The following is a 23,623-nucleotide window of genomic DNA, read 5'->3' on the forward strand; positions in this document are numbered from 1 at the left end:
GCGCAAGGCAGAGGAACGAATCGAATGAAGCAAAGGTAACTATCATTCAGAATGATATAAGCCATCGATAAGGCCTCTAGTCCGGCGATGCTATCCATTGGATGTTGAGTTTATTGTGGCGAGGGGATAAATCCCCTCGCCACAGCCTACTGCGGCAAATAGATGTCATGGACTCGCTTGACTGTCCCATCCGCGCGAAGCGCTTCAACCGCTTCGCGCAAGTCCTCGACCATTTTTGGCGAGCATTGCTTCGAGCAGGCCAGGTAAAGGTCAGCGCTGCTGCCGACCTTACTCATGAGCAGTTTGCGCTTGGACACCTTCGGCCAGATGTACAGACTCTCCGGCACGCCGTTGAACCAGGCATCGATACGCCCCATCAACAGCATCTGGGCGGGGTTGTCGCCGATGGCCAGCGGATAGATCTGTTCATCGCTGAACCCTTCGGTGCGCAGGATATCTTCCTGTGCACTGCCCAGGCCGACGCCGATCTTGCGGTAGGTTTCCTTCGCTTGGGCGAAGTTGCTCACCCGTCGCTCAAGGCTGAAAAAAGCACGCTCCATAGGCATGATCGAAGCGATCCAGGTGAAGCGATCCTCGCGGGTGGGGATGCGCGACAGTGGCGCGATCAAGTGGTCATGTTCTTCACTGACGTGTTTCTGTGCCCTGGCCCAGGGGAGTAGATGGATTTTTACGGCGTACCCGGCCTTGGTCATGGCCGCCACGGCGACATCGCCAACGATTCCGTGGCCCCTGGGGTCGTTGACGAATGTCAGCGGCGGCGCGTCGAGGATATGCAGTTCTATCTCCAAGGGTTCACCGCGTGCGTTGTTGACAACCAACAGCGGTAACAACAGACAAAGCCTGGGTAGCGCTCTGGTGGGGGCATTCAAGACGCGTTTGCTCGGGCTCATGATCAATACTTCAGGCATTGGAAAGTGGTGCGCCATTCAAAGGGGGCGCGGAAACAGCGTCTTGCAGGCCGACGTTTTTATGTCATGCAGCGCACCCGAAGCGGGTTTGCCACAGTCGTCTTATCAGGACACGCCAGTCTGTTGCCTTGGCCTGACTGCGTGTACTTGAAGGTATAGATCATCCGCTCGACAAAAACCTTGAGCCAGCGCACGGGTTTTTGTTTCGGTGCAAAGAGGTGTGACTCATACGGGGTTGGCTCGGGCCTGCTCGGCAATCAATTGCACTAGTATCCCCGCGGGTTCGGTGAAGCTTTGTCGAGGTCGATGGACGAGCCCGACGTCACGGTGGAAGGTGTGCTCCGCTAGGTCGAGGGCGCGCACACCCTCTGGCCAGTTGTGGTGGGTCGCGGTTTGCGGCACCAGGGCCACACCGACGCCGTTTCCAACCAGCTTGATGATGGCCTCCAGTTCATCCAGCTCGCTGACTTCGTGCAGGGCGAAATGCATCTTGCGCAGGAAACGGTCCACCTGCCGGCCACCGAACGACGCCCGGTCATAACGAATGAAGGGTTGGCTGCCAAGCAATTCAGCCCAGTCGTCTCCGGGGAGCGCGCTTGGAACGATCAGTCGATACGGCTCCAGCGCCAGGGTCATCCAGCGCAGGTCGCTTTGCAGCGAGAAAGGCGGGCGGATGATGGCGGCCATGTCGATTTCGCCGGCATCCACCAGGTTGATCAACTCCATCGACACGCCAGGAAGGACCCGCGTGCGGCACTGCGGACATTGCTGGTGAAACCTGGCGAGCGCGTCTGGCAGGAAGGAGCGCTGTACCGAAGCGATAGCGCCAATGTTCACCAGGACGCTGGGGGCAAGCCCGGCAGGACTCGCGCCAAGATTGTCGTAAAGGCGCAACAACTCTTGGGCTTGCAAGAGTATTTGATGACCCATCCGATTGAGATGAGCCGAGCGTCCCTTGCGGTCGAAAATCTCGAAGCCAAGCTCGGCTTCCAGGCGCTGGATCTGTGCGCTGACCGCCGCCTGGGTGAGGCCGATTTTATTGCCTGCGGCAGCGAAAGTACCTTCCCGTGCTACGGCGATAAGGGTCTTGAGTTCTTTGATCATTCACAAATATTAATTGTGTTACTGAGCGAAATATATTGTTTTTCTTGTTTTGAGCCCGGCCTTACGATGGCCCGGTCCTTACAAAAGCCACAGGAGCCATGATGAGCCTTTCTCCCTTCCACCTCGCAATCCCTGTTTATGACCTTCCAGGCGCTCGGGCCTTTTATGGCGAAGTGTTTGGGTTGCAAGAGGGCCGCTCCAGCGCCCACTGGGTCGACTTCAACTTCTACGGCCATCAGTTGGTGATCCATGAACAGCCGAAGACCGTTTCCCAAGAGAGCGCCCACAGCAATCCGGTCGATGGGCACGACGTGCCGGTACCTCACTTCGGCATCATTCTGGGTTGGCAGGAGTGGGAAGCGCTGGCCGAGCGGCTGAAATCCTTTGGCACCGAGTTTGTGATCGAACCTTACATACGTTTCAAAGGACAGGTTGGAGAGCAGGCCACGATGTTTCTGTTCGATCCTTGCGGTAATGCGCTGGAATTCAAGGCGTTCAAGGATATGAGCCAGATTTTCGCCAAATAGAAGGAAGGGGCGTGCTGACAGCTTGATAGTGGTTGGTTTGTGACTATATTGTTTAATGGTCACAAGTTGTCAACGATCTTCAGGATGCGTAAGCTGCCTCCATGAACCAGCCCTCAATATCTTCGCCCAGCACCCGCGGCCCCGCCGATCACGACATTCGAAACCAGATTGTCGCGGCGGCCAACGAGCATTTCAGTCAATACGGCTATGGCAAGACCACGGTGTCCGACCTGGCCAAGGCCATCGGGTTCTCCAAGGCCTACATCTACAAGTTCTTCGACTCCAAGCAGGCGATTGGCGAGGCTATCTGTAGCCAATGCCTGGCAGAAATCGTCGCGGCGGTGGAGCAGGCCATCAGTGAAGACGGGCTTTCAGCGACGGAGCGTTTTCGCCGCCTGGTCAAGGCCCTGATCACCACAGGCGTTAACCTGTTTTTCAATGATCGCAAGCTCTATGACATTGCGGCGTTTTCCGCGTCTGAGCAATGGCCCAGTTCGCAAGTCTACAACGCACGGATCAAGAGCTTCGTGTTGCAAATCGTGCGCGAGGGGCGCGAGCTGGGCGAGTTCGAGCGCAAGACGCCATTGGACGAAACCGTAGACGCGATCCATCTGGCGCTGCGGCCTTTCGTCAATCCCTTGCTGCTGCAGTACAGCCTCGATTACGTCGAGGTTGCCCCAACGCTCACCTGCAACCTGATCTTGCGCAGCCTCATGCCTTGAGCTGTGGCTGAAGATTGCACCCAGGCCATTGCAGGCGCTTTACCCATCCGATTCACCTCTCGCTCCAGCGGCTGATGGCCGCCTGGATTTATTCAGCTTGTGACCATTTATGCATAAGGTCACATTTTCGGGGTGTCGTTTCCCAGGGTAAAGCTGCCTTTGTGCTTGCTCAGACGCCCATGATGCGCGCCATGAGTCCCTGATGAAACCAGCGCGGAGTGGCCCAGGTCAGGACGGTGATTGCCTTGTTGCCAAGCCCCGGAACGACACTCATGCGTCCGGCTTGCAGCGCTCGGATTCCCCTGCGCACCATAGGCTGGGGTTGCATCATCACCATTTTCAAAGCCGGTGTCCGACATGCCCGGGCAAAGGGCTGTCACGGCGATGCCATCGCTTTTGAGTTCGCGATGAAGGGCTTCGGAGAAGCGAAGCACGTAGGCTTTTGCGGCGGAGTAGACGGCGAAATTCTTTACTCCCTGAAAGGACAGCAGGCTTGCGACACATAAGGATGTGTCCACGTTGCCGGATTCGCATGTCAGTTGCGAAGAGGTGGGTCAGGGCCGTCACACTGGCAATATCCAGGGCGATCATCCCAGCATTGGATCTTCAGCAGACACAAAATCCATGTGCAGCGCAAAACCTGTGGGAGCGAGCTTGCTCGCGATGAGGGCGGCAAGCCCAACAGCCATGTGACTAAACCATAGCCATTGGTGGGGCACTTTTTGCGCTTTTGCCGAAAGTTTAAGTGGCCGCAGAAACAGAACTGATTTATTCAAATGCCGGAAGCAACGCCGCGATCGATATTATTGATGTCGATCAGCATCAAAATAATTGACCGCTACGATTATGATCATCATCATAAGGCTGCCAGTCGATGATCCAGGACCACAGTTGCGATCTCTGACCGGATAACGTCGATAACCGGAAGGACATTCATGATGATCAACAAACGTGTAGCGTTAGTGACCGGTGCTTCATCCGGTATCGGGGAAGCCATTGCACACAAGCTCGTGGCCGCAGGCTACAGCGTCTACGGCACCAGCCGACGAGGCGGGCAGGCGGGGCCGCAGGGGTTTCCGCTGTTGGTGCTCGATGTCACTGATGATGCCAGCGTCGAAGCGGTCATCCAGGAACTGCTGACGTTGGAGGGGCGGATTGATCTGCTGGTCAACAATGCCGGCTTCGGCATCGCGCCCGCCGCAGCGGAGGAGAGTTCCGTCGAGCAGGCCAAGGCCCTTTTCGATACCAACTTCCTCGGCATCGTACGCACGACGCGCGCGGTGGTGCCGCACATGCGCCGCCAGGGTGCTGGCCGCATCATCAACATCGGCTCAATCCTCGGCATCGTGCCTGTTCCTTACGCGGCCCTCTATTCAGCCAGCAAGCATGCGGTGGAAGGTTATTCGCAAGCGCTGGATCACGAATTGCGTACCCTCGGCATCAGGGTCACGGTCGTCGAGCCCGGCTATACCAAGACTCAATTCGAGAGCAACAACCTCCAACCCGATGCCAAGCTCGACGTGTATGAAGACATTCGGATAAAAGTGACGAAAGTGGTGAACCAGGCCATGGCGACCGCCGACGGCCCCGACGTGGTGGCTGAAGTGGTACTCCAGGTCGCGCGTGCCGAGCGTCCGAAGTTGCGCTATACCGCTGGCAAAGCGGCCGGCCAGTTGCAGTTCATGCGCAGCTTTGCTCCGGCGCGCTTGCTGGACACGGGCATCCGCAGGGCGCTGCAACTCGAAACCAAACGGCCTTCTCAGGCACACTGACTCGGCCTGGCCATACCCGTTGCCGTGTCTGTTGCATCTGCAGGGCAGCGATGACGATCCGTTTGAACGAACAGGACAAGAACAATGACATTCAAGGCGCTGCTCACGACCAAAACCGGCGAAGCGATTTCGACCCATCTGGTCGACTTCAAGGACGAGGACCTGATGCCCGGTGACGTTACCGTCGCGATCGAGTTCTCGACCGTGAACTACAAGGACGCCATGGCCCTCAGTGGCCGTTCACCTGTCATTCGCCAGTTTCCGCTGATTCCGGGCATCGACTTCGCCGGTATCGTCGAGACGTCCAGTCACCCGGGGTTCGAGGCCGGCGACCGTGTGCTGGTCAACGGCTGGGGGCTGAGCCAGACCCACCACGGTGGCTTTGCGCAGAAGGCGCGGGTGAGCGGTGACTGGCTGGTAAAAATCCCGGAGGTATTCTCGACCCAGGCGGCCATGGCCATCGGCACCGCGGGCTACACGGCGATGCTCAGCGTCCTGGCATTGGAGCATGGCGGGCTGACCCCTGATCGAGGCGATATCCTGGTCACTGGTGCCAGCGGTGGCGCCGGCTCGGTGGCCATCGCACTGCTGTCGGGCCTGGGCTATCGAGTGATCGCCTCGACCGGACGGCAAGAGGAGGGCGACTACTTGCGCGACCTTGGGGCGACGCAGATCATCGACCGCAACACCTTGTCGCAACCGGGCGCACCGATCGCCAAGGAACGCTGGGCTGGCGTCATTGATTCGGTGGGCAGCCACACCCTGGCCAATGCCTTGGCTCAAACCCAATATCGCGGCGTTGTCGCTGCCTTCGGCCTGGCCCAGGGCGCGGATCTGCCTGGCTCGGTGCTGCCTTTCATCTTGCGTAACGTAACCCTGGCCGGTATCGATTCGGTCAATGCTCCGCAAGCGGTGCGCCTGCAGGCATGGTCGCGACTCGCCCAGGACCTTGATTTGAGCAAGCTGACCCGCACCACCCAGATGGTTGGCTTGGCAGAGGTGCCGGCCGTTGCCACTCGGGTACTGGAAGGCAAGGTGCGCGGGCGCACCGTCGTAGATGTGAACGCATGAGGGCCGGGTCACTTCATGTCCCTGGCCTGCACCCACAGCACCGCGTCTTGCGACAGGGGTTTGCCCTTGTAGGTTTTCGTCGCACCGATGTCGAGCGCGGCGATGCCCCACCAGCCGGCCCGGGGCAGGCCGATGGTCACGATACCTTGGGCGTCCGCGTAGGTGTTCTGGGCTTTGAATGAGGCTTGGGGGGCTGTGACATAGTCTTGCTGGCCGAAGGCGTTTTTTTCGAGATCAACGGAATGGTTGACGTATTCGATTTCGACTTCGGCGAACGGAACAGGCTTGCCATCGGCCAGCACCACGGCGCGGAACACGCCGCCGGTCCAGTTTGCATAAGGCTTGTTCAATGGCTGGATCTCCACCGGCAACCCTTGTGGTTCTGCCCAGTTACTGGGGACTCCACCGACGTTCACGATGAGCTTGGCGAACTGTTGGATATAGACATCTTCCTCGGTCTCCAGGTAGGGCTCGGGTTCGAGGACGAAGATGTGATCGCCCAGTGAGCGCACCAACTCCCGTGGAATCGAGGCACGATAGGCCGTCGTTCGGTTGTCGCGACTCTGCCACTCGACGGGGCGCAAGTATTTGCGCAGATCGACTTTTTCTCCGCCATGGGAGCTGCTGTGGCTGAAGGCGCGAGGTTCATTCATGGCCATGGTGGGGCCGCCGGAGAAGGGGTGGGTGAACACCAGGGCGAACTCGAGTTTTTCTGCGCGCTGCAGCGCCGTTTCCTCGAGGTAGAGCATCTGGAAATGGGCCTGTGCCGCGCCGGTCAAGCCAGTGAGTGTCGTAGCGGCAAGGGCCTGGAGCAGTTTTCGTTTGAACGTCATGTCGCTTTCACCTTGAAATGTCGGAAGACTGAATCGTGATTTCATGGCCGGCGCCACCGAGGAACACCACGGAGTAGTTTCCGGCGGGGGGCTGGAACATGTAGGTGTTGTCCTTGCCAACCTCGCCTTCGAGCAACACTTTGTTGCTCGGGTCCTGGACATGGATTTTTCTGCCGGTGGCCGAGCTGCCATCGGTGAAGCCCGCCTCGCACTTCACCTGGTTATCGCCCTCGATGTAGCAATCGAAGACGGGGCCATGGGCGAAGGTTGCCTGGCAGAACGCCAGAGCGCCTGCCATCGCTAGCCGCAGTGCTGAACCTATGAATTTCATAACGTCTCGCCGTCAAGATCGTTCATTGGGAGGGCGACTGACCATCGCCCCTCGTGTTGTCGTTGCCAGTCGTAGCAAAGGCCGCCAGCAGGGCCTCCAGGTTCGAACCCAGGAGTGCTTCGTATCCGTTGGCCTTGTCGGCGAGCATTCCCGGGTTGCCTGTATCGAGTATCAGCAGCCGCGCGCCCCCGTCCTTGATGGCCTTGGCGATTCTGGCGTCCGGTGCCCACTTGTGGACCACTACGCGGATGTCACGCTCGCGCAGGTATTGGGTCAGCGCGGCACAGTCAGCGTCGCTCCAGTCGATGTCCTGTTGGACGAACCAGCCGTCGACAAAGACGCCGAATTCGCCGAACAGGTAGATGAACTCATTGGCCAGCGACAGCACGCGCAGGTCCGGCACTGCCGTCAACCGGGCGCCGTAGTCTGCCTTGAGCCGGCGCAAGCGGCCTTCGAGCGCGGCGAGGTTGCGCTCTATCCGTGGCGCATCGGTGGGGGCCAGGCGTGCCAGGTCGGCAGCGATCAGCGCCGACATGCGCATGGCGTTGACGGGGCCGAGCCAGGCGTACGGGGATTGCCCCTCATCGGCCTCGCTCGCGGCGGCCCAGGGAACGTCGTTCGATGGCGCGCGGGTCGAGGCCACGCCGGGCTTGATGGTGTCCCATGAGCGCGAGGCATCGATCTCGACGATCCGCAGATTTTGCCGGCGTGCCGCCGCATACAGCGGATCCGCGCGCCAGAGACTGCTGAGGGTGACCACGGCTTCGGCCTGCTGGAATACCGCGGCGTCCAGGCGCGACAGCGCGTTGGCCTGGCTTTCCATGGGCACGGCCGCGTCTGCCGGAACACGGACGACCTCAAGGGTGGTGCCGTCGCTGAGTGCCGAGGTGAGCGCATACACGGCAGGCAGTGCGACAAGCACCTGTTGCCGGCTAGTGTCGGCAATGGCCGAAAGCGGGCTGCCCAGCAGCAATGCCAGCATCGTCAGCCAGGACCTGTAGAGCCATTGCCTGTTCATACGCTGGCCCCCCTGAACCGGGACGTGGTAGCGCGCATGACGGTGGTGGCGATAAACACCAGGGCGGCGACTATCACGATTGCGCCGCCCGTTGGCACGGGAATGTGAAACTGCATCGGCGCCAGGATGCCCACCACGCAGGAAAAGGTCGCGATCAGGATGGCGCGCGCCACCAGCCCCGGGAGTGAACGGCTGATGTTGCGTGCCGCCGCTGCCGGTATGAGCAGAAGGGCTTCGACGAGCACGGCGCCGATGATTTTCAGGCAGGCGACCGTCACCAGGGTGACCAGCACCACAAACAGGTACTCGACGCTTCGCACACGCACGCCGCGGGCATGTGCCAGGCTCGGATTGAGGCTGGCCAACAGCATGCCGTTGTACAGCGGCAGTCCGAGCAGCGCACACATCGCCGTGACGCCAAGCAGCACATTCATGTCGGTGTGGTCCACCGCCAGGATGGAGCCGAACAGCACGCTTTCCATCACGTGGGTGTTGATCTTCGCCGACACGAACAGCAACAGCGAGGCACCGACCGCCAGCGAGATGGACAGGAACACGCCGATCAGCGTGTCATTGGCCAGCGTGGTGCGGTGCTGCGTGTACTTCAGTGTCAGCGCGAACAACAAGCAAAAGCCGAACATCGAGAAGTAGGGGGACGTGTAGGATTCGCCGATCAGCACGCCAATGGCAACGCCAGTCATCGCCGCGTTGCCGACGGACTGACTGAAGAACGCCATGCGCTTGATCATCACCATCGAGCCCAGCACGCCCAGCAGCGGTCCGATGAGCACTGCGCAGAGCAATGCATTGATTACGAATTCGTACTCGAACGGCTGCGGCAGGATGCCACTCGAGGCGAGCGCCTGCAGGTGGTTGCGAATGAAGTCGTACAGGGCGCTCATTGGCCCCCCTCCAGTGAATAGGCGACTTGGTAGGGGGCGCCGTGGAACAGCACTCTGCGGTTGATAACCGTCACCGATTGGGCGATGCGCCTGACCTGTTCCAGGTCATGGTTGATCCACAGGATAGTGACGCCACGGCCGTGCAACTCGGCCACCAGCGCCTCCACCAGCCGCACGCCCGATTCGTCGATGCCGGCGGTTGGTTCGTCGAGGATCAACAGCCAGGGCGCCGGGCTGATCGCCTGGGCCAGCAGCACGCGCTGGCGCTGGCCACCGGACAGGCTGCCAAAGGGTTTGGCGCCCATTCCGGCCACGCCGGTACGCGACAGGGCCTCGGCATTGGCCGCCTTGGCGGATCGGTTGGAGCCCAGGAAGGCTGGCCGGCGTTGACCGAGAAGGGCCATGAGATCGTTGACCGTCATCGGCAGGTTGCGGTCGAAGTCCGGCAATTGCGGGACATAGCCCACGGGGGTGGTGACCTCGCCCTCGAAGCGGACCGTTCCCGAATGCGGCATCTGGCCCAGCAGTGCGCGCACCAGTGAAGTCTTGCCGCCTCCGTTCGGACCGACCAGGCAGTGCAGCGCACCGGCTTCCACCCGAAAACTGATGTCTTCAAGCACTTGCGTGCCTCCCAGTCGCAGGGAAACGTTATCGAACACTATGGCGGGACCGCGCATCGCTGGTGTCTCCTTCATCGCTGCATGAACTCAACGGCTTCGGCCAAGGTCTCGAGGTTTTCGCGCATCGCCACCTCGAATTCGTCCGCGCTGTAGGTATCGCCGGTGATGTGAGACAGCGAGAAGACCTTCACGCCGGTGGCGGCTTCGATAGGCTTGGCGAGATCGAGGGAGAAATTTTTCTCGGCGAACAACACCTTCACATTGGCCTTCTTGATGGCGTCGATGGTGTTGGCCAACTGGCGCGCGGTCGGCGCGACGCCATGACGGGGCTCGATCACCGCGCTCACGAACAGGCCGAACTCCTGCATCATGTAGTCGTAGCCGGCATGGGTGGTCGCGCAGCGGAACGAAGACAAATCCAGCGCGGCGAAGCGGGTCATGAAGCCGGCCCTTAGCGCCCGGATGCGCGCGGCATAGGCCAGGGCGTTTTGTCGATACGCCGCAGCGTTGCCCGGGTCCAGCTCCCCCAACCGGCGAGTGATCTCGAAGACTTGTTGTATCGCTGCCGTGGTGGAAACGAAGGTATGCGGATTGACCACCTTGGCGCCGTCCTGGTCGCCGCCGATGGGAATGAGGGCCACCGAGGCATTGGCCTGGATGATCGGCAGTGTCGCCCCGCGGCCGGCGGCCTTGATGATCTGGAAGGCCCATTCGTCGTGGCCGATGCCGTTGACGACCAGGGCATCGAGGGTCATCGCGCGGGTGATGTCGTCGGGCTGCGGCTGATAGTTATGCGGGTTCGCCTGTGCCGGAATGAGCGCAACGACCTCGGCTCGATCGCCGACGATATTCGCCACGAAGCTGTAGTACGGGTGCAGGGTGACGCCGATCTTGAGCTTCTTGCCCAAGGGCGCAGTCGGGCCAGCGAGTGCGATGGCGGGTATCAGCACCAGCAGCGCAAGGCAACGACGCCACAGTGCGCGGTGTCTGGTAGAAACGGTCATGGCTGGTTTCCTTTTACACGTTCGACTTCGCTGGCACCGTTGTAAGGGATGACTTGGCGCCAACCGCTGCCGACCAGCGATTCAGGCTTGACGATGCCGGGGTAGGGCGCGTTCGGGTCGCGATGGACCCAGATCGTCGCCTGGTTGGCCCACATGACGCCGGCATGGGCGTGCCCAATGACGAGCAGATAGGCGCTCTGGCCGGGCGCGTGACCGCCGGAGCCGTAGTAGACCGTGGCGCCCTGGCCCTGGGTGGCTTGTGATACGTCGCTGGGGCTCGGGGCTTGCGGGGTGTCGGCGTCGTCGTGATCATCGACGGAACCGGCATGGGGCAGGTGCGTGCCAGGCAGAATCAACTGCCAGTGCACCTCGCCATTGGTTTTCCAGAAGGCGTCTCGATAGAACGGCGGCAGCAAGATCTTCTGAGCCTGCTCCAGCGTGATCCAACCGCCGGTGTCGTTGTTGTTCCAGATGATTTCTTCACCGGCGGGCAACAGGGCGCTGTGGATGGCCTGGTCGACCGCACCCAGGCCATCGAAGGAGCGCACCTGCCAACTCAAGGGTGTCGGTGGGCCGGCGTGCTGTGGGCGCAGCAGCACATAGCCTGTCACGCAGGCGATGATTGCCAGGGCCGCAAGCAACAGGGCCAGCGATTCCCAGCGGCTGGATGCCGGGCGCACGACCTGGATCGCGCCGTTGGCGTCATCGCTAGGGCAGGTGTGCGACAGGCGAGCCATCAGACGAATCCGATCCAGCGGCCAAGGCAGATCACGCTCACCCACAGCGTCAACGAGCTGAACCCAGCGATACGGGCCTGGTTGGGCGGCGGCAGGGTCGTGTCCCATTCGTCGATCCGGCGATAGGCGCCCAGGTGGAATATCCCCATGTTCACGCCCGCCAGCAGCAACAGGCCCATCTTCCACCAGAAGACGCTGTTCTGCGCATAGGTGGTGGCATTGGAGGTGAACATGAGCAGGCCGGTAACCACGCAGGCTGCGAAGGCGACCCAGGTGAATGGCAGCAGTTCCTGGATCAGCCGTAGCGCGCTTCGCCGATGGGAGGCGACGCCAAGCAGGCGCAAGTCGACGACGGCGATGGTCCCGAACACAAGGGCGATGCCGATCACATGCACCGACTCCAGGTTTGGAAAAAACGAGCCCGACTCTCTGATGTAGGCGGCGACAGAGGTGTCCTCGAGGGCTTGCAGTATCGATTGGATGTCCATGGCGAATACCTGAGAAAAACGTTCATTGAAAACGCTGGGATCAGTAGGCAATCCAGCGACCGCAGAAGATCACGCCGCACCACAGGGCGATCGACAGCCAGGCCAGCGCCTTGAAGGGAGGCTTCTGGTCCTCGCCTTGCGCTTGAGCGGCGGGACGCAGCAATGGGCGCCGGATTGACCAGGCCAGCGTGAACACGGCGACGACCAGGAACATCTTCAGCCAGAACGTCGTGTTGACCAGTACGCGGTCTGGCTCGCCGATGATCATGACCAGCCCGGTGAGGAGCAGGACGATGAGCGCGGCGCGCATCCACGGGAAATAGCGGCGCACGACGCCAGCCATGGGCTCGTCGGTGGCGAACACGCCGGCCAGGCGCAGATCAGAGATCACGGCGGCGCCGAAGATCACTGCGATGGCGACGATATGAACGCTCTGGATGCTCGGCACGACCCAGGACAGGTCCCTGATAGCGGTGCTCAACGGTGATGCATAGATCCAGGCGATGATGAGTTCTGATGACATTTGCTTTGCTTCCGCATGGGGTTAGAAGTCTTGTGGTCTTGCGATCGGACGCAGGCCCGTTGCGTCTTCCGGAAGGAGATAGCCTTGCTTGATCGAGAGGCGCTTGGCGTCCTCGAATGCCTGTTCGTAGTGACTGAAGCTGCCGTAGCGCTGGCGCAGCACGTCCTTGGAATAGGGCTCCTTGGTGTCATAGATCAGGCCGCAGCCGGTCTCCTGGTCCGTGAGGTAGGCCGCGCTGGGCACCTGGATCCACGGCGGACGCACGCCCCCTTGCAGGTTGCCGCTGGCGGGGTCGCGCACGGCGGCCTTGCCCTCGCGCACGACCCGCGGCGCCTTCGGCATGGCCTTGCCCTCGCGCACCCATTGGTCCATGCCGTCAAGGAGCGCCGAGACGATCAATTCCGCCGGCTCGTCGTACAGCGTCCGGCACCGTGGGTCGTCGCCCTTGCCGACGTCGGCGGCAAACAGTTCGGTATGTTCCGTACCGAGGTCGGCCAGCCGCAGGTGCGGCATACCAGTCACTTCGTAGTAGCGAAGCTGCGGGCTGTCGCTGTCTGGCGGCAAGTCGATGCCTTCGATCACGTCGTGCATCAGTTCGGATTGGCTGTAGACGGTCACGAACGGCACGCCGCCGGGCATCTTCCGGGGTAGTCGAATGACGTCGCCACCCACCTCGCCATAGGCCATGCGCCCGGTCATGTAGGCATCGATCAGCGGCCTTTCGTCGGGCATGCGCCATTGCTGGTGGCGGCCCTGGTCGAGGTAGTCCATCCAGACTTGTGCGGTCACGGCCCAGCTATTGACGTACACGCGCTGCACGTCGAGGCCTGCCAGCGGTCCTTGCGCCGCATTGGTCTTGAGCAGCAACGCCAGTTGCGCCGCGATCCCCTGTGACTGCGGAACGAACGGATCAGGGCCTTCACCGCGGGTAAAGCGCTCTGGATCGTAATAGGTGCCCAGCGGCGCATAGCGTGCATAGTCGAAGCGGCGCATGAACTCGAAGTTGACGATCCGTCCGTACTGGGCGATCTGCTCGGCTTCGGCGGCCGGGGTGTCCGAGATGAACTTGGGATCGACGGCCGGCTTGTTCATGTTCAGCGTGTAGCCGACGTACGCGTAGCCACGCCGGAGCAAGTAATCACGGGTCAGGATCCATCCAGCGCCGCGCTCGCCAAACCAACTGAACGGCTCGATCACCACCGTGCCGTTGAAGCGCGCCGGGTCCGCCGGTTTACGCACCAGGATGCGCGTGGTGTAAGGCGCCTCGAGGAGGGTCTTGCCCGCGGCGGTAATGGCTGGGGCGACACCTTGCAGGTAAAACTCCTCTTCGATGTAGCCGTACTTGTCGAGGTCGCTGTGTTCGGTGCCCGGACGTTTCGCCGACGACAGCGGTGCCACGCTGGAGGGCGGCACGGCGATGGCCGTGGGCATGCGGGGCACCTCGGCGAACGTGTTCGAGGTGAGAATCAGCGACAGCAGGGCGCCTTGCAGCGTCGGCCGCAGGAGGCTGAGGGTCATCGGTCGTTCCATCCGCTCATCTCCAAGGGGGGCGTCGATAGGGGCTTCACTCACGGCTGAGGGACGCCTTGCCTTCGCTGTCGATGACGATCTGGTTGTTCTCGCAGACATACTCTTGAATGGCGTAGTTGGAGCGCTTGTAGTCGAACGTGAACCGATACGGAGTGTTGAGCACCTGCGGGTCCTCGATCACCACCTGGTCTTCCAGGTGATCCGGCCCGCGTAGCCTGATGCGTTCAGTGATCTTCATCTCCTCACTGTGGGGAACGTCATAGAACGTCACGTCCGTTCGCACGCGTTGTGTCTCTACCACGAGCGTGTCGCCTTCCCAGTGGCCGCGCGAATGCCCCTGGTACTTGGGGTCGAGCTTCTCCTTGGGCGGCAATGCCTGGTTCAGGAGAATCCGGCGCACCTGCTGGAGGTACTCGCCGAGGACAATCACTTGCTTGTCGTCGTGAATGATCTGGATCGGGAAAAGCGCCGCCATCAACGTCGGCATTCCCTCAGGCAGGCACTTGGAGCTCGTCGTGGCTATAGGCGTCCCGGCTTCGTTCGCTACGGCTTGTTTCTTCTTCAGCTCGGCGTATTGGCGGGCATAGGGTTCCTTCAGGTCCATCGGCCCGCCCGGGTGCACCGGATCGTCCGGGTTTTCACCGAACCAGTCGTCCGGGGTTCTTTCCCAGGTGCCGCTGATGTCCGCACGTGCGTTGTTCTGGGTTTTGGACGATGCCGCGTTGCACACCCCGGCGACGGTCACGAGGACGACGCCGAGGAAAATCGTTGCTGCGCTCAAGGTTCGTGTCGGTTTCATTGAAACGTCTCCACGCTGCTGGCCGGTTTGGTTCGGTTTGGTTCGGTGCCCATGAAACTGGGGGAGGGGGCTTGGCCTATCCGCCGCCTGAGAGCACGACGTCACCGATCTTGATCTCCACGAGCAGTCCGCCCGGGTCACCGTTTTTCAGCGGCCTGAAGGACACCTCGGCACTCTCGCCAGCCTTGATCGAGTCGGCGCTCCAACCCGCGCGCTGCAAGGCGTTGACGCTGCCCGTCTCGATCTTGAAGCGCTGGGCCGGCGGGCCGGGCGTATCGAGGTAAATCGTGATGTGCGGATTGGTCCAGGCGAAGCGCTCGACGACGCCCTGGACCGTGACCGTCTTGGTCTGGTCGAACAGCGCGAATGAATGGTGGGCAGTGGCCAGGGATGGCAGCGCACTGCAGGTGGCGAGGATCAGCAGGCAAAGCCCCTGACGTAACGGCGGTGATGGGGTCATGACGGTACCTCGTTCTTATGCGTTCTTGTGGCCCAGCATAGGGGGGCGCCTGTGCAGGCCGTAGCCCAAAACGGCAACCGCTCATGTCTCTGGACATGTTTTTCGGTGGGGAGAAATGGCACCAAGGAAATGCGCGGCCAACCCTTTGCACATGCTGATTTGGGCTACCGCATGGGCGACCTGAATCGGAACACTCATGACTCGCCTCATAAAATCTAAAAACAGGAGAGACGTCATGCGCACCCCCTACTACGCCCCATTACTTTCGCTGGTTGCACTCTGCACATTGGAGCCGCAGGCGCAGGCCTATGAGTTCTACAACGAAGACGATGGCGCAACCGTCCTGAATGCCGACCTCTGGGCGGGGTTTGGCTGGTTCGGCAGTGAAAAGAACTACCTCGCCAATCCTGAGAAGGAACCCGGCAGGATGCGATGGCAAGAAGGCTTCGTGAAGTACGGCGTAAACGGTACGACGGACAAGATCGGTGCAGGTTCGGTCTACGGTGGGTTCAGCCTGATCAGCACGGGGACATGGGGCGATGGGGACGCGGGAGCGATCACCGCGGGAAATGAGAGAGAAACCGCTGTGGAAGATGCCTACCTGGGCTGGAAGTCAGGGGATCTGATTCCGGCCTTGGGCACGGACGGCGTTGATTTCTCTTTTGGCCGGCAGATCGTTACGGTGGACGGCTTCCTGATTACCGATGATGGGTTTGCCCCCGGGAACGCTTTCAACCCCATCGAGGGCGTAGCGCAGGGCCGCTTCAATCGCGGCGGTGCCTTTTACCTCGGCCCGCGGTTGGCGTTCGGGAATACGGCAGTCCTGAAGCTGGGCGGTACTCAGGGCCTTCACGGCAGCCTGATCTGGTTGAAGTCGGATAATCCCGGGCAGTCCAAGACTGAAGTGGCGGCCGCTACCGTCGACTACACGACGCCCATCGGCTCGATCGGTTCGACGTACGTGCGCGGCCTGGATGTCGAAGAGCGATACGTCTTTGGCGATCGGGGGGAGCGCAAGGGCATGGACATCTACAGCATCCGTGGCCAGGGTAATGCCGGCATCGAGAATGCGGATTTCGCGTTCGAAGTGGCGCGTCAGGAAAAGCGGTCGGGATCGCAGCGGGCGATGTTCTTCGACGCGGGCTACACCTTCGCCGATGTCAAATGGCAACCGACCGTGAGCTATCGCTATACGCGCTATTCCGAAGGCTGGGACTTCCTGTTCCAGGGCGGTTTTCGTAAACGCTACCAAGGTGAAGTCGGCGTGAATTACGCAGGTTCAGTGACTTCGAATATGCAGATCAATGATGTACTGCTCTCGGTCATGCCGACCGATAAGTTGACGCTTAACGCCATGGCCTTCGACTACCACCAGCTTTCCCGGCGGGGGGAGCAGGACTTCAGCGCACGCGAGTTCGACTTTTTCCTCGATTGGATGGTGACGGACAACATCACGCTCTCGCCCCTCGTCGGCTTCTACAAGCCCGATAAGTGGCTTGGAAACGGTGGCAACCAGAGCGGGAGTGCGTCGACGAACACCTACTTCCAACTCATCGCCTGGGTGAGTTTCTGAGCTGCCATCCACGCTGGCAAACACCGTGGAGCGCATGCTGATTTGGGATGTCTCCCCCAACGGAGTGCTTGCATATCGTCCCCCTTGAATCAACCACACCCACGCGCCTGGCACAGGCCGTCACGCACTTCAACGGTGGCGGTTTCGGGATGTCAGTCACTACCAACGTGTAGAAAAAGACGCAGGTCATGCCTATGAAAATGCTCCCTCTTGCTCATGCAGTCATCGCGCTGCTGGCCATCCTGGCCGCCGCAGCGAATCCCTCGTTCGCCATCGCCGCAACGCCCAGTGCAACCTCCAGCGCGGCCCAACCGAAAGCTGCACCGCCCGACATCAGCGGGTTGTGGATGCCGGTGGGGAGTTCTGTGGACCCCCTCGTCAACAGCACTGGTGCCGACAACCCCGACACGAATATCGGCCCTCCATTCGGCACCACGCCGGAACTCAAGGGTGTCTACCTCGAGAGCGCCAAGCAGCGCACTGAAGCCCTCGCCAAAGTGGGCAGCGAGTTCAAGACCTCGTGCAAGGTGCTGGGCATGCCAACGAACATGGTCGGGCCCTACGCGGTAGAGATCATGCAGACGCCGACGCAAATCAACTGGGCGCAAGAGTTCCTGCGTGAGACTCGTCGCATTTACCTCGATGGGCGCGGCCACCCCAATCCGGAGGAAGCGCCGCCGACGTTCGAGGGCCATTCGGTCGCACGCTGGGAGGGAAATGTGTTGGTCGTCGAGACGACCAACATCCGGCAGGAAACCACGTTGGGCGAGTATGGGCATGCCGACGATTCGCTCGGCCATGGCCCGCGCATGATCATCAAAGAGAGGATCTTCATCAACGACGAAGGCCTGCTGCAGGTGGACGGCAGGGTCGAAGATCCGGATGCGCTGGTCAAACCATGGCAATGGGCGCCGCTGACTTTCCGCCGTGCGCCCAAGGGGGGCGAGTTCATGGAGTTCGTCTGCGAGGACAGCAATAACGAGTCGATCGATCCCGTGACGGGCGCGGAAATCACGACGATTCCCGAGCGACGGAGCCTGAACCAAGCGGACAATAATAATCAAGGAGACACGAAGTGAATCTCAAATTCATGCTGTTCAGTTTGGCGTTCCTGGGCTTGCCGGCACCTGTGGTTTTTGCCCATCACTCCTACTCGGCCTTCGACATGTCGAAGCTCGTCACGATTGCCGGCACAGTGAGTGAGGTGCAGTTTAAGAATCCTCACGTTTGGTTGTTCGTCGATGTGCCGGCCGGGGATAAGAGCGAGACCTGGGCCATCGAGGCCGGCGGCCCGAATATCCTGATTCGTCAGGGCTGGATGGCCAATACGCTCAAACCGGGTGACAAGGTCGACCTGCAGCTCGCGCCGATGAAGGACGAGATGAAGACGGGGGGAGCCCTTCAGGCGCTGCGATTGCCCAATGGGAAAACTATTGGAGTCTGGAAATGAAGCCCATGGGCGAGGTTTGGTTGCCCAGGCTTTCCATGGCGGCTTTGCTGGTACTGACGACGGGCACGCCCGTCGTCGCGCAAACGCCATCCATGCCACAAATCTCCCCGGTACCTCCCAGTGGCCGGTTGCCTCTCGCGTCCGCGTCAAGGCGCGGCACGGAGTATGTCGACCTCGAACGATTGGGGTATGTAGAGGAGGAGTACTACCTGCTGGGGCTCGCGCCAGCGATCACCGCTTCTGGCGAGCACTTGTTCGACGCGCCCTACGTGACGCGTTTTCTTATCCGCAAACCCAAGGATCCTGGTCGCTTCAACGGCACAGTCGTGATGGAGCCGTTCAGTTGGATGGGTGAACGCGGCGCGGGCTGGATCCTCACCCGCAACTACCTGATGCGCAAGGGTTACGCTTTCGCCGGCTATACACTCAGCATCAATCGCCCGGCGAACGACCCCAAGACACTGGATTGGGATCCCGAGCCCCGTAACTTGAACCTGGACTTCATGCGGCGCTACGACTACAAGCGCTACGCACCGCTCGGCAGCTACTACGACAGCGACCGGTTTCGACGCGGCAGCGGTCCCGATCAGTACCCGCCCCAGGCGCAGGGCATTGCTGCGCAACTGGCTTTGCTGCTCAAGTCAAACCTTGAAAACGGTCCCACACAAGGGCTCGACGTCAAGCGCATCTATGTCAATACCTGGGCAATCAATGGGCAGCTCTGGCTCGATTATCTCGATCAGGGCCGTCACCAGCAGTGGCGCATGCCGGACGGTAAACCGCTGATCGACGCCTATATGACGGGGCACGTTGTATATGGCGACTTGGGGGGCGAGGTGCTCAGGGTGCCGCGCAAAATCCCCATGGATGCTCCGTTCGTGACGGTCTACAGCCAGACGGAGGTGGTGCACGATGCCAGTCAGGAGATCGCGCTACCGTCAGATACGGACCAACCGAAGCTGCGTTACTACGAGGTCGCGGGCATGCCGCACCTGCGGCTTGTCGATCAGGGCACTGACGGAACGGAGCCGCACCCGGCTGACGGTGACAAGCGCAACGATCCGCAATGCCAGTCTCTCTATGACGAGCCGGTGGAGACGGTCGTGTCCGCGATCCTCGACGCGATGGATCGCTGGGTGCGCGAAGGTGTGCCGATGCCCAAGGCTGAACGGGTCGGTCGGGAGGGGAAGAGTGTTGCCCGCGACCCACAGACCGGCAACCTGCTGGGAGGTGTACGTCCGCCGTGGATCAAGGTCCCGAGCGCCACCTACCTGACCGACCATGAAACCGACTGCGGCTCAGCCTTCGACACGAAAGTGCCATATTCCGCGCAACAGCTGAAGGCGTTGTACGGCAGCTATGCAAGTTATGCGAGTCGTTTTGAGGCCGCCAAACAACAGGCGATCAAGGAAGGTTATTTGCTGACGGAGGATGCGGTATTCGTCAAGCCAGTCGCTGTGCCAGCGGACTTTACCGGGCCTCTGCGGTCCGAGCCGTGAGTGAAGGCGTTGGCATCTTTTGCCAACGCCTCATCAAGTCACAGCATGCGGCGCAGGACGTCGCTTCGAGGGTCCCGGTCGAAGAGCCGGTGTTTGAGGGCGCCGGCAATATGCACCACGATCAGGCCGAGCAGGGTGTAGGCGAGCACTTTATGCAGCCATTGAAAGACGACGAACCAGTCGTCATTTTTCCCAAGTAGTTCCGGAAGGTTTATTCCGAAAAAGAACACCCCGTCACTCATCGTGTAGGTGCTCGACATCGAATAGCCCATCAACGGCACGATCACCAGCAGTGCATACAAGGTGCGGTGCGCAAGCCATGAAGAAACTCTCTCGTAGCGCGCCAGCGTCTCCGGCGGTTGCGGCAGCCTGGGGGTGCGCACGCGCAGGATGATCTGAATCAGGGCCAGTAGAAACGCCAGCACTCCAAAGGATTTGTGCCACGGGTAGTAGAGCTCATATTTGCTCGCCACTTCGTCATCGAGCCCGGTCATGTGCCAGCCTGCCCAGAGGAGGCCGGCGATGAGCACGGCGCGCACCCAGTGCAACATACGCAGGGACGTCGGATACCGATCAATTATTGTTTGATTTTCCGGATTCATCGCGGTCTCTCCATCGATCATCAAGGCATCGAAAATGCACGTTTTGGACGGCCACCCTCCACGACACAGGGGCTTGGAGGGTGGTCCGGTCAGTGCGGATTTTTGTTCTCAACTGGGTAGCAATACGGTAATGACTTTCTCTTCGGTATAGGCCAACGCGCCGCTAAATCCGCCTTCACGGCCAACGCCACTGGACTTGACGCCGCCCCAGGGCAAGTTGGCGTCCAGCGGGCTCCAGCAGTTGATGCCCACGGCACCGGCCTTGACTGCTGCGGCGACGCGGTGTGCTCGCACCAGGTCGCTTGTCCAGACCGTGGCCGCCAGGCCGTAGTTGGAATCGTTGGCCAGTGCGATCGCCTCGTCCTCGCTGTCGAACGTGATCACCGTGCCGACGGGGCCGAAGATCTCGTCCCGGGCGATCGCCATGTCATTGCTGGCATTGGCGAAGATCGTCGGCCGGACAAACCAGCCCCGCTCAGGGCTCGATACGCCGCCGGCCAACAGGGTGGCACCTTGGTCTATGCCCAGTTGGATGTAACGGTTGACGCGATCCAATTGCGCCTTCTTGGCCACCGGTCCCATCTGTACGTCGGGTTGCCGAGGGTCACCGACCTTGACGGCTCGCGCGGCATCGGCAAGCGCTGCGGCGAAGCGATCAGCGATGTTGCGTTGGACCAGGATGCGCGAGCCAGCCGCGCAGATCTGTCCCTGGTTGGCGAACAGGCCGAGCGAGCAGCCGAACAGCGCGTCCTCGAACGAGGCGTCGTCGAAGACGATCTGTGGGCTTTTGCCGCCCAGCTCCAGTGCCACGTGCTTGAAAAGCACGCCGGCGGTGCGCTGGATCTCGCGTCCGGCCTCGGGGCTGCCGGTGAAGCTGATCTTGGCGACGTGCGGGTGCTCGCACAAGGCGCGCCCCACCTCGGTGCCGTAGCCGGTGACCACGTTGATCACGCCGTCAGGGAAGCCCGCTTCCTGAGCCAGCGCCGCCAGGTGCAAGGCCGACTGTGGCGTCTCTTCCGAAGGCTTGATGACCACGGTGCAGCCGGCCGCCAGCAAAGCGGCGAGCTTCCAGACTGTGATCATCAGCGGCGAGTTCCAGGGAACGATGGCGCCAACCACGCCCACCGGCTCCCGGATCGTGTACGAGAGGGCCTTGGTGCCGAAGTAGCCGCCGGTGGGAATGGTGCGGCCCTCCAGCTGGTTGGCCCAGCCGGCGGCGGCGCGCAGGTTGGCGATGGCGTTGGGTACGTCCAGCCGGCGCGGCTCGATCGGTGAGCGCCCGATGGCATTGGCGTCCAGGTCAGCCAGCACGTCGGTGTCGCGCTCCACCAGGTCCGCCAGCTTCGACAACAGCCGGCCACGCTGGGCGCCGTCGAGCTGGCTCCAGGCGCCACCTTCAAGTTGGGTGAGTGCCGCCGCTACGGCACGGTCCACGTCCTCGACGGTGCCGCGTGCGGAGCTGCCGTAGATCTGTTCTGTCACGGGGTCGACGAGTGTCATGCGACGGCCGTCGGAGGCCTCGAAGGACGCGCCTTCGATGAAGTGGTTCAGGTGTTGAGTCATTTTGCAGTCCCTGATTGATGTGGAGTAGAAGGGGTATACACACCTCATCCCTTGAGGGAGGCCAGGGCGTCGCCAAAGATGTCCAGTGCCTTGAAGAACAGCGCGCGCGAGATCGTCAGCGAGGGCATGACGCGCATCACGTTGCTGTAGCGACCGCAGGGAATCATCAGCACCCCGTGGTTCAACAGGTAGCCCATGAGTTGGCCGATCTTGTCCGGTGCCAGTGGCGCCTTGGTGACCGGGTCCTCGACCAGCTCGATCCCGATCATCAGGCCGCGACCACGGACTTCACCGACCAGCGGGCTGTCGAAGCCACGGATACGTTCCTGCGCTTGCAGCCCCAGCGTGTGGGCGCGGTTGAGCAGATCGAGCTCCGGGTCCTGGAGGATGCTGATGTTGGTCAGCGCCACGGCTGCGGACAACGAGTTGGCGGCGAAGGTGTTGGGCATCGATCCGTCAGGAATCTTGGCTGCCAGGTCTGAACGCATGATCAGGCCCGCCATCGGCAGGTCGCTGCCGATGCCCTTGCCGAAGGTGAGCATGTCGGGCTTCACGCCCGAGTGCTCGACCGCCCACATCTTGCCGGTACGCCCCGCGCCGGACTGTACTTCATCGACGATCAGCAGCGCGCCGCTGCGGTCGCAGGCCTTGCGCAACAGTTGCAGGAACTCGGGTGAGGGGGGCACGTAACCGCCTTCGCCCTGCACCGGTTCGACGATCACGGCGGCCACGTCATCGGCGGCGGTGTAGGGGGTGTTCAGCAGGTAATCCACGTAGTCGCCGGCAATCTGCTCGGCGCTTTTGTCCGTGGTGTCGAAGGGGAAACGGTAGGCATAAGGGTAGGGCGCATGAATGACCCCGCCCATCTGGGCGCCATAGCCCTTGCGGTAGGCCGTGCCTGTGGTCAGCGCACCGGAGGCGTTCCACACGCCGTGGTAGCCGCCGTGGAAGGCGATGATCTGGTGCCGTCCGGTGACGCGTTTGGCGAACTTGATCGCCGCCTCCAGCGCATCGCTGCCGCTTTGCGTGAAGAAAGTGATGCAGTCGCCGCGCAAGCCGTCGGGTGCGATCTCGGAGAGCTTGGCGGCCAGTTCGGTGCGCCGGGTGCTGTTGACTTCCAAGGCATGCATCAGCACTTCGGATTGCTCGCGAATGGCCTGCACCACCTTCGGATGGCAGCGGCCTACGCTGCTCACGCCCACGCCAGCGGACAGGTCGATGTAGGTGTTGCCATCGGCGTCCTTGAAGGTCGCGCCGAAGGCCCGGTCCATGGCGACGGGCATGCGTCCGCCGCCGCGAGCCATCGACTCGGTACGTGCCGACAATGCCAGGGCCTCGGTGGCCCTGGGGCCAGGAATGGCGGTGTTGATCCGCGGGGCATCGGCGAAATGGAGGGATTCTAGTTTGGCTTCACTCATGACGGTCTCTCAGGATGTCGGTTTCAGTGTCCCGATCATCCTCGTGGCCCGTTCCAGGCCGGTAGCCCGAATCGGCACATTGGGCGGGCCGCCTTGAGCGTCAGCACCAGAGCACTGCCATGATCAAAGAGAATTTGCATAATTCTCT

Annotated in this window: 25 protein-coding genes and 1 pseudogene; 8 read left to right on the forward strand and 18 right to left on the reverse strand. The window is 61.3% G+C overall.

Annotated features, from left to right (window positions below):
* Positions 1-146 precede the first annotated feature (146 nt).
* Positions 147-911: a substrate-binding periplasmic protein gene (locus AB4O22_RS10110; RefSeq protein ID WP_057450843.1), complete on the reverse strand. Its 765-nt coding sequence runs from the start codon at positions 909-911 to the stop codon at positions 147-149.
* A 243-nt stretch (positions 912-1,154) separates the two neighbouring features.
* Positions 1,155-2,033, reverse strand: a complete 879-nt coding sequence (locus tag AB4O22_RS10115) for a LysR family transcriptional regulator (protein WP_460096194.1) — start codon at positions 2,031-2,033, stop codon at positions 1,155-1,157.
* A gap of 101 nt (positions 2,034-2,134) precedes the next feature.
* On the opposite strand from AB4O22_RS10115, the gene AB4O22_RS10120 reads away from it, so the two are divergent.
* Both AB4O22_RS10120 and AB4O22_RS10125 read left to right on the forward strand, forming a co-directional pair.
* On the forward strand, positions 2,135-2,560 hold the full coding sequence (locus tag AB4O22_RS10120) for a VOC family protein (protein ID WP_460096196.1): 426 nt from the start codon (positions 2,135-2,137) through the stop codon (positions 2,558-2,560).
* Positions 2,561-2,661: 101 nt separating this feature from the next.
* Complete coding sequence (locus AB4O22_RS10125) at positions 2,662-3,282, forward strand: TetR/AcrR family transcriptional regulator (protein WP_460096197.1); 621 nt, start codon at positions 2,662-2,664, stop codon at positions 3,280-3,282.
* Positions 3,283-3,451: 169 nt separating this feature from the next.
* On the opposite strand, the pseudogene AB4O22_RS10130 reads toward AB4O22_RS10125, so the two are convergent.
* Positions 3,452-3,873 (reverse strand): annotated as a pseudogene (locus AB4O22_RS10130) (SDR family NAD(P)-dependent oxidoreductase); the annotation flags it as partial.
* 347 nt (positions 3,874-4,220) lie between these two features.
* Here AB4O22_RS10130 and AB4O22_RS10135 point away from each other — a divergent pair.
* The gene (locus AB4O22_RS10135) at positions 4,221-5,054 is read left to right on the forward strand and encodes an oxidoreductase (protein WP_223473304.1); all 834 of its coding nucleotides are present in this window, start codon (positions 4,221-4,223) and stop codon (positions 5,052-5,054) included.
* A gap of 84 nt (positions 5,055-5,138) precedes the next feature.
* On the forward strand, positions 5,139-6,125 hold the full coding sequence (acuI, locus tag AB4O22_RS10140) for an acrylyl-CoA reductase (NADPH) (RefSeq protein WP_460105638.1): 987 nt from the start codon (positions 5,139-5,141) through the stop codon (positions 6,123-6,125).
* A gap of 8 nt (positions 6,126-6,133) precedes the next feature.
* Here the strand turns inward: acuI and AB4O22_RS10145 are convergent, their stop codons facing one another.
* From AB4O22_RS10145 to AB4O22_RS10200, 12 genes are all read right to left on the reverse strand, one after another.
* A complete protein-coding gene (locus AB4O22_RS10145) occupies positions 6,134-6,958 on the reverse strand; it encodes a DUF4198 domain-containing protein (protein WP_027911580.1) in 825 nt (274 codons plus the stop codon).
* Positions 6,959-6,965: 7 nt separating this feature from the next.
* Positions 6,966-7,289 (reverse strand): hypothetical protein, encoded by a 324-nt coding sequence (locus AB4O22_RS10150; RefSeq protein WP_028236812.1) that lies wholly within the window; start codon positions 7,287-7,289, stop codon positions 6,966-6,968.
* A gap of 22 nt (positions 7,290-7,311) precedes the next feature.
* Positions 7,312-8,307 carry a metal ABC transporter substrate-binding protein gene (locus tag AB4O22_RS10155; RefSeq protein ID WP_223524490.1) on the reverse strand — a complete coding sequence of 332 codons (996 nt, stop codon included), beginning with the start codon at positions 8,305-8,307 and terminating at the stop codon, positions 7,312-7,314.
* The gene (locus AB4O22_RS10160; protein ID WP_460096198.1) at positions 8,304-9,209 is read right to left on the reverse strand and encodes a metal ABC transporter permease; all 906 of its coding nucleotides are present in this window, start codon (positions 9,207-9,209) and stop codon (positions 8,304-8,306) included. The genes AB4O22_RS10155 and AB4O22_RS10160 overlap by 4 nt, the downstream gene beginning before the upstream one ends.
* Entirely contained in the window at positions 9,206-9,886 is a 681-nt protein-coding gene (locus AB4O22_RS10165) for a metal ABC transporter ATP-binding protein (RefSeq protein WP_223524484.1), read from the reverse strand. The genes AB4O22_RS10160 and AB4O22_RS10165 overlap by 4 nt, the downstream gene beginning before the upstream one ends.
* A 14-nt stretch (positions 9,887-9,900) precedes the next feature.
* Entirely contained in the window at positions 9,901-10,833 is a 933-nt protein-coding gene (locus tag AB4O22_RS10170; protein WP_027911575.1) for a metal ABC transporter solute-binding protein, Zn/Mn family, read from the reverse strand.
* Positions 10,830-11,570 carry a DUF6162 family protein gene (locus AB4O22_RS10175; RefSeq protein ID WP_028236816.1) on the reverse strand — a complete coding sequence of 247 codons (741 nt, stop codon included), beginning with the start codon at positions 11,568-11,570 and terminating at the stop codon, positions 10,830-10,832. The genes AB4O22_RS10170 and AB4O22_RS10175 overlap by 4 nt, the downstream gene beginning before the upstream one ends.
* A complete protein-coding gene (locus tag AB4O22_RS10180) occupies positions 11,570-12,058 on the reverse strand; it encodes a DUF6644 family protein (RefSeq protein ID WP_027911573.1) in 489 nt (162 codons plus the stop codon). The genes AB4O22_RS10175 and AB4O22_RS10180 overlap by 1 nt, the downstream gene beginning before the upstream one ends.
* A gap of 40 nt (positions 12,059-12,098) precedes the next feature.
* Positions 12,099-12,581 carry a DUF6644 family protein gene (locus AB4O22_RS10185; protein WP_027911572.1) on the reverse strand — a complete coding sequence of 161 codons (483 nt, stop codon included), beginning with the start codon at positions 12,579-12,581 and terminating at the stop codon, positions 12,099-12,101.
* 21 nt (positions 12,582-12,602) lie between these two features.
* Positions 12,603-14,099, reverse strand: a complete 1,497-nt coding sequence (locus tag AB4O22_RS10190; protein WP_223524481.1) for an alpha/beta hydrolase domain-containing protein — start codon at positions 14,097-14,099, stop codon at positions 12,603-12,605.
* A gap of 46 nt (positions 14,100-14,145) precedes the next feature.
* Positions 14,146-14,910: a hypothetical protein gene (locus AB4O22_RS10195; RefSeq protein WP_027911570.1), complete on the reverse strand. Its 765-nt coding sequence runs from the start codon at positions 14,908-14,910 to the stop codon at positions 14,146-14,148.
* Between the two features lie 76 nt (positions 14,911-14,986).
* Complete coding sequence (locus AB4O22_RS10200; protein ID WP_027911569.1) at positions 14,987-15,370, reverse strand: DUF6152 family protein; 384 nt, start codon at positions 15,368-15,370, stop codon at positions 14,987-14,989.
* A gap of 235 nt (positions 15,371-15,605) precedes the next feature.
* Between AB4O22_RS10200 and AB4O22_RS10205 the strand changes: the two genes are divergently transcribed.
* The 4 genes from AB4O22_RS10205 (at position 15,606) to AB4O22_RS10220 (ending at position 19,892) form a co-directional block, all read left to right on the forward strand.
* Entirely contained in the window at positions 15,606-16,943 is a 1,338-nt protein-coding gene (locus AB4O22_RS10205) for an alginate export family protein (RefSeq protein WP_057450620.1), read from the forward strand.
* Positions 16,944-17,137: 194 nt separating this feature from the next.
* The gene (locus AB4O22_RS10210; RefSeq protein ID WP_057450621.1) at positions 17,138-18,022 is read left to right on the forward strand and encodes a hypothetical protein; all 885 of its coding nucleotides are present in this window, start codon (positions 17,138-17,140) and stop codon (positions 18,020-18,022) included.
* A complete protein-coding gene (locus AB4O22_RS10215) occupies positions 18,019-18,393 on the forward strand; it encodes a DUF6152 family protein (RefSeq protein WP_028236820.1) in 375 nt (124 codons plus the stop codon). Before AB4O22_RS10210 ends, AB4O22_RS10215 begins: the two co-directional genes overlap by 4 nt.
* Positions 18,390-19,892 carry an alpha/beta hydrolase domain-containing protein gene (locus AB4O22_RS10220; RefSeq protein ID WP_201785299.1) on the forward strand — a complete coding sequence of 501 codons (1,503 nt, stop codon included), beginning with the start codon at positions 18,390-18,392 and terminating at the stop codon, positions 19,890-19,892. Before AB4O22_RS10215 ends, AB4O22_RS10220 begins: the two co-directional genes overlap by 4 nt.
* Positions 19,893-19,930: 38 nt before the next feature.
* Here the strand turns inward: AB4O22_RS10220 and AB4O22_RS10225 are convergent, their stop codons facing one another.
* The 3 genes from AB4O22_RS10225 to AB4O22_RS10235 all read right to left on the reverse strand — a co-directional run bounded on the left by AB4O22_RS10225 (position 19,931) and on the right by AB4O22_RS10235 (position 23,475).
* Complete coding sequence (locus tag AB4O22_RS10225; protein ID WP_041931187.1) at positions 19,931-20,494, reverse strand: cytochrome b; 564 nt, start codon at positions 20,492-20,494, stop codon at positions 19,931-19,933.
* Between the two features lie 108 nt (positions 20,495-20,602).
* Entirely contained in the window at positions 20,603-22,057 is a 1,455-nt protein-coding gene (locus AB4O22_RS10230; RefSeq protein WP_460096200.1) for an aldehyde dehydrogenase family protein, read from the reverse strand.
* Positions 22,058-22,101: 44 nt separating this feature from the next.
* Positions 22,102-23,475 (reverse strand): aspartate aminotransferase family protein, encoded by a 1,374-nt coding sequence (locus AB4O22_RS10235; RefSeq protein ID WP_223473258.1) that lies wholly within the window; start codon positions 23,473-23,475, stop codon positions 22,102-22,104.
* Positions 23,476-23,623: the final 148 nt, after the last annotated feature.

The sequence above is a fragment of the Pseudomonas sp. S3_B11 genome, from assembly GCF_054667715.1.

Coding starts and splice junctions, on each gene's coding strand:
- AB4O22_RS10110 (WP_057450843.1), bottom strand. CDS start 911: ATGAGCCCGAGCAAACGCGTCTTGAATGCCCCCACCAGAGCGCTACCC.
- AB4O22_RS10115 (WP_460096194.1), bottom strand. CDS start 2,033: ATGATCAAAGAACTCAAGACCCTTATCGCCGTAGCACGGGAAGGTACT.
- AB4O22_RS10120 (WP_460096196.1), top strand. CDS start 2,135: ATGAGCCTTTCTCCCTTCCACCTCGCAATCCCTGTTTATGACCTTCCA.
- AB4O22_RS10125 (WP_460096197.1), top strand. CDS start 2,662: ATGAACCAGCCCTCAATATCTTCGCCCAGCACCCGCGGCCCCGCCGAT.
- AB4O22_RS10135 (WP_223473304.1), top strand. CDS start 4,221: ATGATCAACAAACGTGTAGCGTTAGTGACCGGTGCTTCATCCGGTATC.
- acuI (WP_460105638.1), top strand. CDS start 5,139: ATGACATTCAAGGCGCTGCTCACGACCAAAACCGGCGAAGCGATTTCG.
- AB4O22_RS10145 (WP_027911580.1), bottom strand. CDS start 6,958: ATGACGTTCAAACGAAAACTGCTCCAGGCCCTTGCCGCTACGACACTC.
- AB4O22_RS10150 (WP_028236812.1), bottom strand. CDS start 7,289: ATGAAATTCATAGGTTCAGCACTGCGGCTAGCGATGGCAGGCGCTCTG.
- AB4O22_RS10155 (WP_223524490.1), bottom strand. CDS start 8,307: ATGAACAGGCAATGGCTCTACAGGTCCTGGCTGACGATGCTGGCATTG.
- AB4O22_RS10160 (WP_460096198.1), bottom strand. CDS start 9,209: ATGAGCGCCCTGTACGACTTCATTCGCAACCACCTGCAGGCGCTCGCC.
- AB4O22_RS10165 (WP_223524484.1), bottom strand. CDS start 9,886: ATGCGCGGTCCCGCCATAGTGTTCGATAACGTTTCCCTGCGACTGGGA.
- AB4O22_RS10170 (WP_027911575.1), bottom strand. CDS start 10,833: ATGACCGTTTCTACCAGACACCGCGCACTGTGGCGTCGTTGCCTTGCG.
- AB4O22_RS10175 (WP_028236816.1), bottom strand. CDS start 11,570: ATGGCTCGCCTGTCGCACACCTGCCCTAGCGATGACGCCAACGGCGCG.
- AB4O22_RS10180 (WP_027911573.1), bottom strand. CDS start 12,058: ATGGACATCCAATCGATACTGCAAGCCCTCGAGGACACCTCTGTCGCC.
- AB4O22_RS10185 (WP_027911572.1), bottom strand. CDS start 12,581: ATGTCATCAGAACTCATCATCGCCTGGATCTATGCATCACCGTTGAGC.
- AB4O22_RS10190 (WP_223524481.1), bottom strand. CDS start 14,099: ATGACCCTCAGCCTCCTGCGGCCGACGCTGCAAGGCGCCCTGCTGTCG.
- AB4O22_RS10195 (WP_027911570.1), bottom strand. CDS start 14,910: ATGAAACCGACACGAACCTTGAGCGCAGCAACGATTTTCCTCGGCGTC.
- AB4O22_RS10200 (WP_027911569.1), bottom strand. CDS start 15,370: ATGACCCCATCACCGCCGTTACGTCAGGGGCTTTGCCTGCTGATCCTC.
- AB4O22_RS10205 (WP_057450620.1), top strand. CDS start 15,606: ATGCGCACCCCCTACTACGCCCCATTACTTTCGCTGGTTGCACTCTGC.
- AB4O22_RS10210 (WP_057450621.1), top strand. CDS start 17,138: ATGAAAATGCTCCCTCTTGCTCATGCAGTCATCGCGCTGCTGGCCATC.
- AB4O22_RS10220 (WP_201785299.1), top strand. CDS start 18,390: ATGAAGCCCATGGGCGAGGTTTGGTTGCCCAGGCTTTCCATGGCGGCT.
- AB4O22_RS10225 (WP_041931187.1), bottom strand. CDS start 20,494: ATGAATCCGGAAAATCAAACAATAATTGATCGGTATCCGACGTCCCTG.
- AB4O22_RS10230 (WP_460096200.1), bottom strand. CDS start 22,057: ATGACTCAACACCTGAACCACTTCATCGAAGGCGCGTCCTTCGAGGCC.
- AB4O22_RS10235 (WP_223473258.1), bottom strand. CDS start 23,475: ATGAGTGAAGCCAAACTAGAATCCCTCCATTTCGCCGATGCCCCGCGG.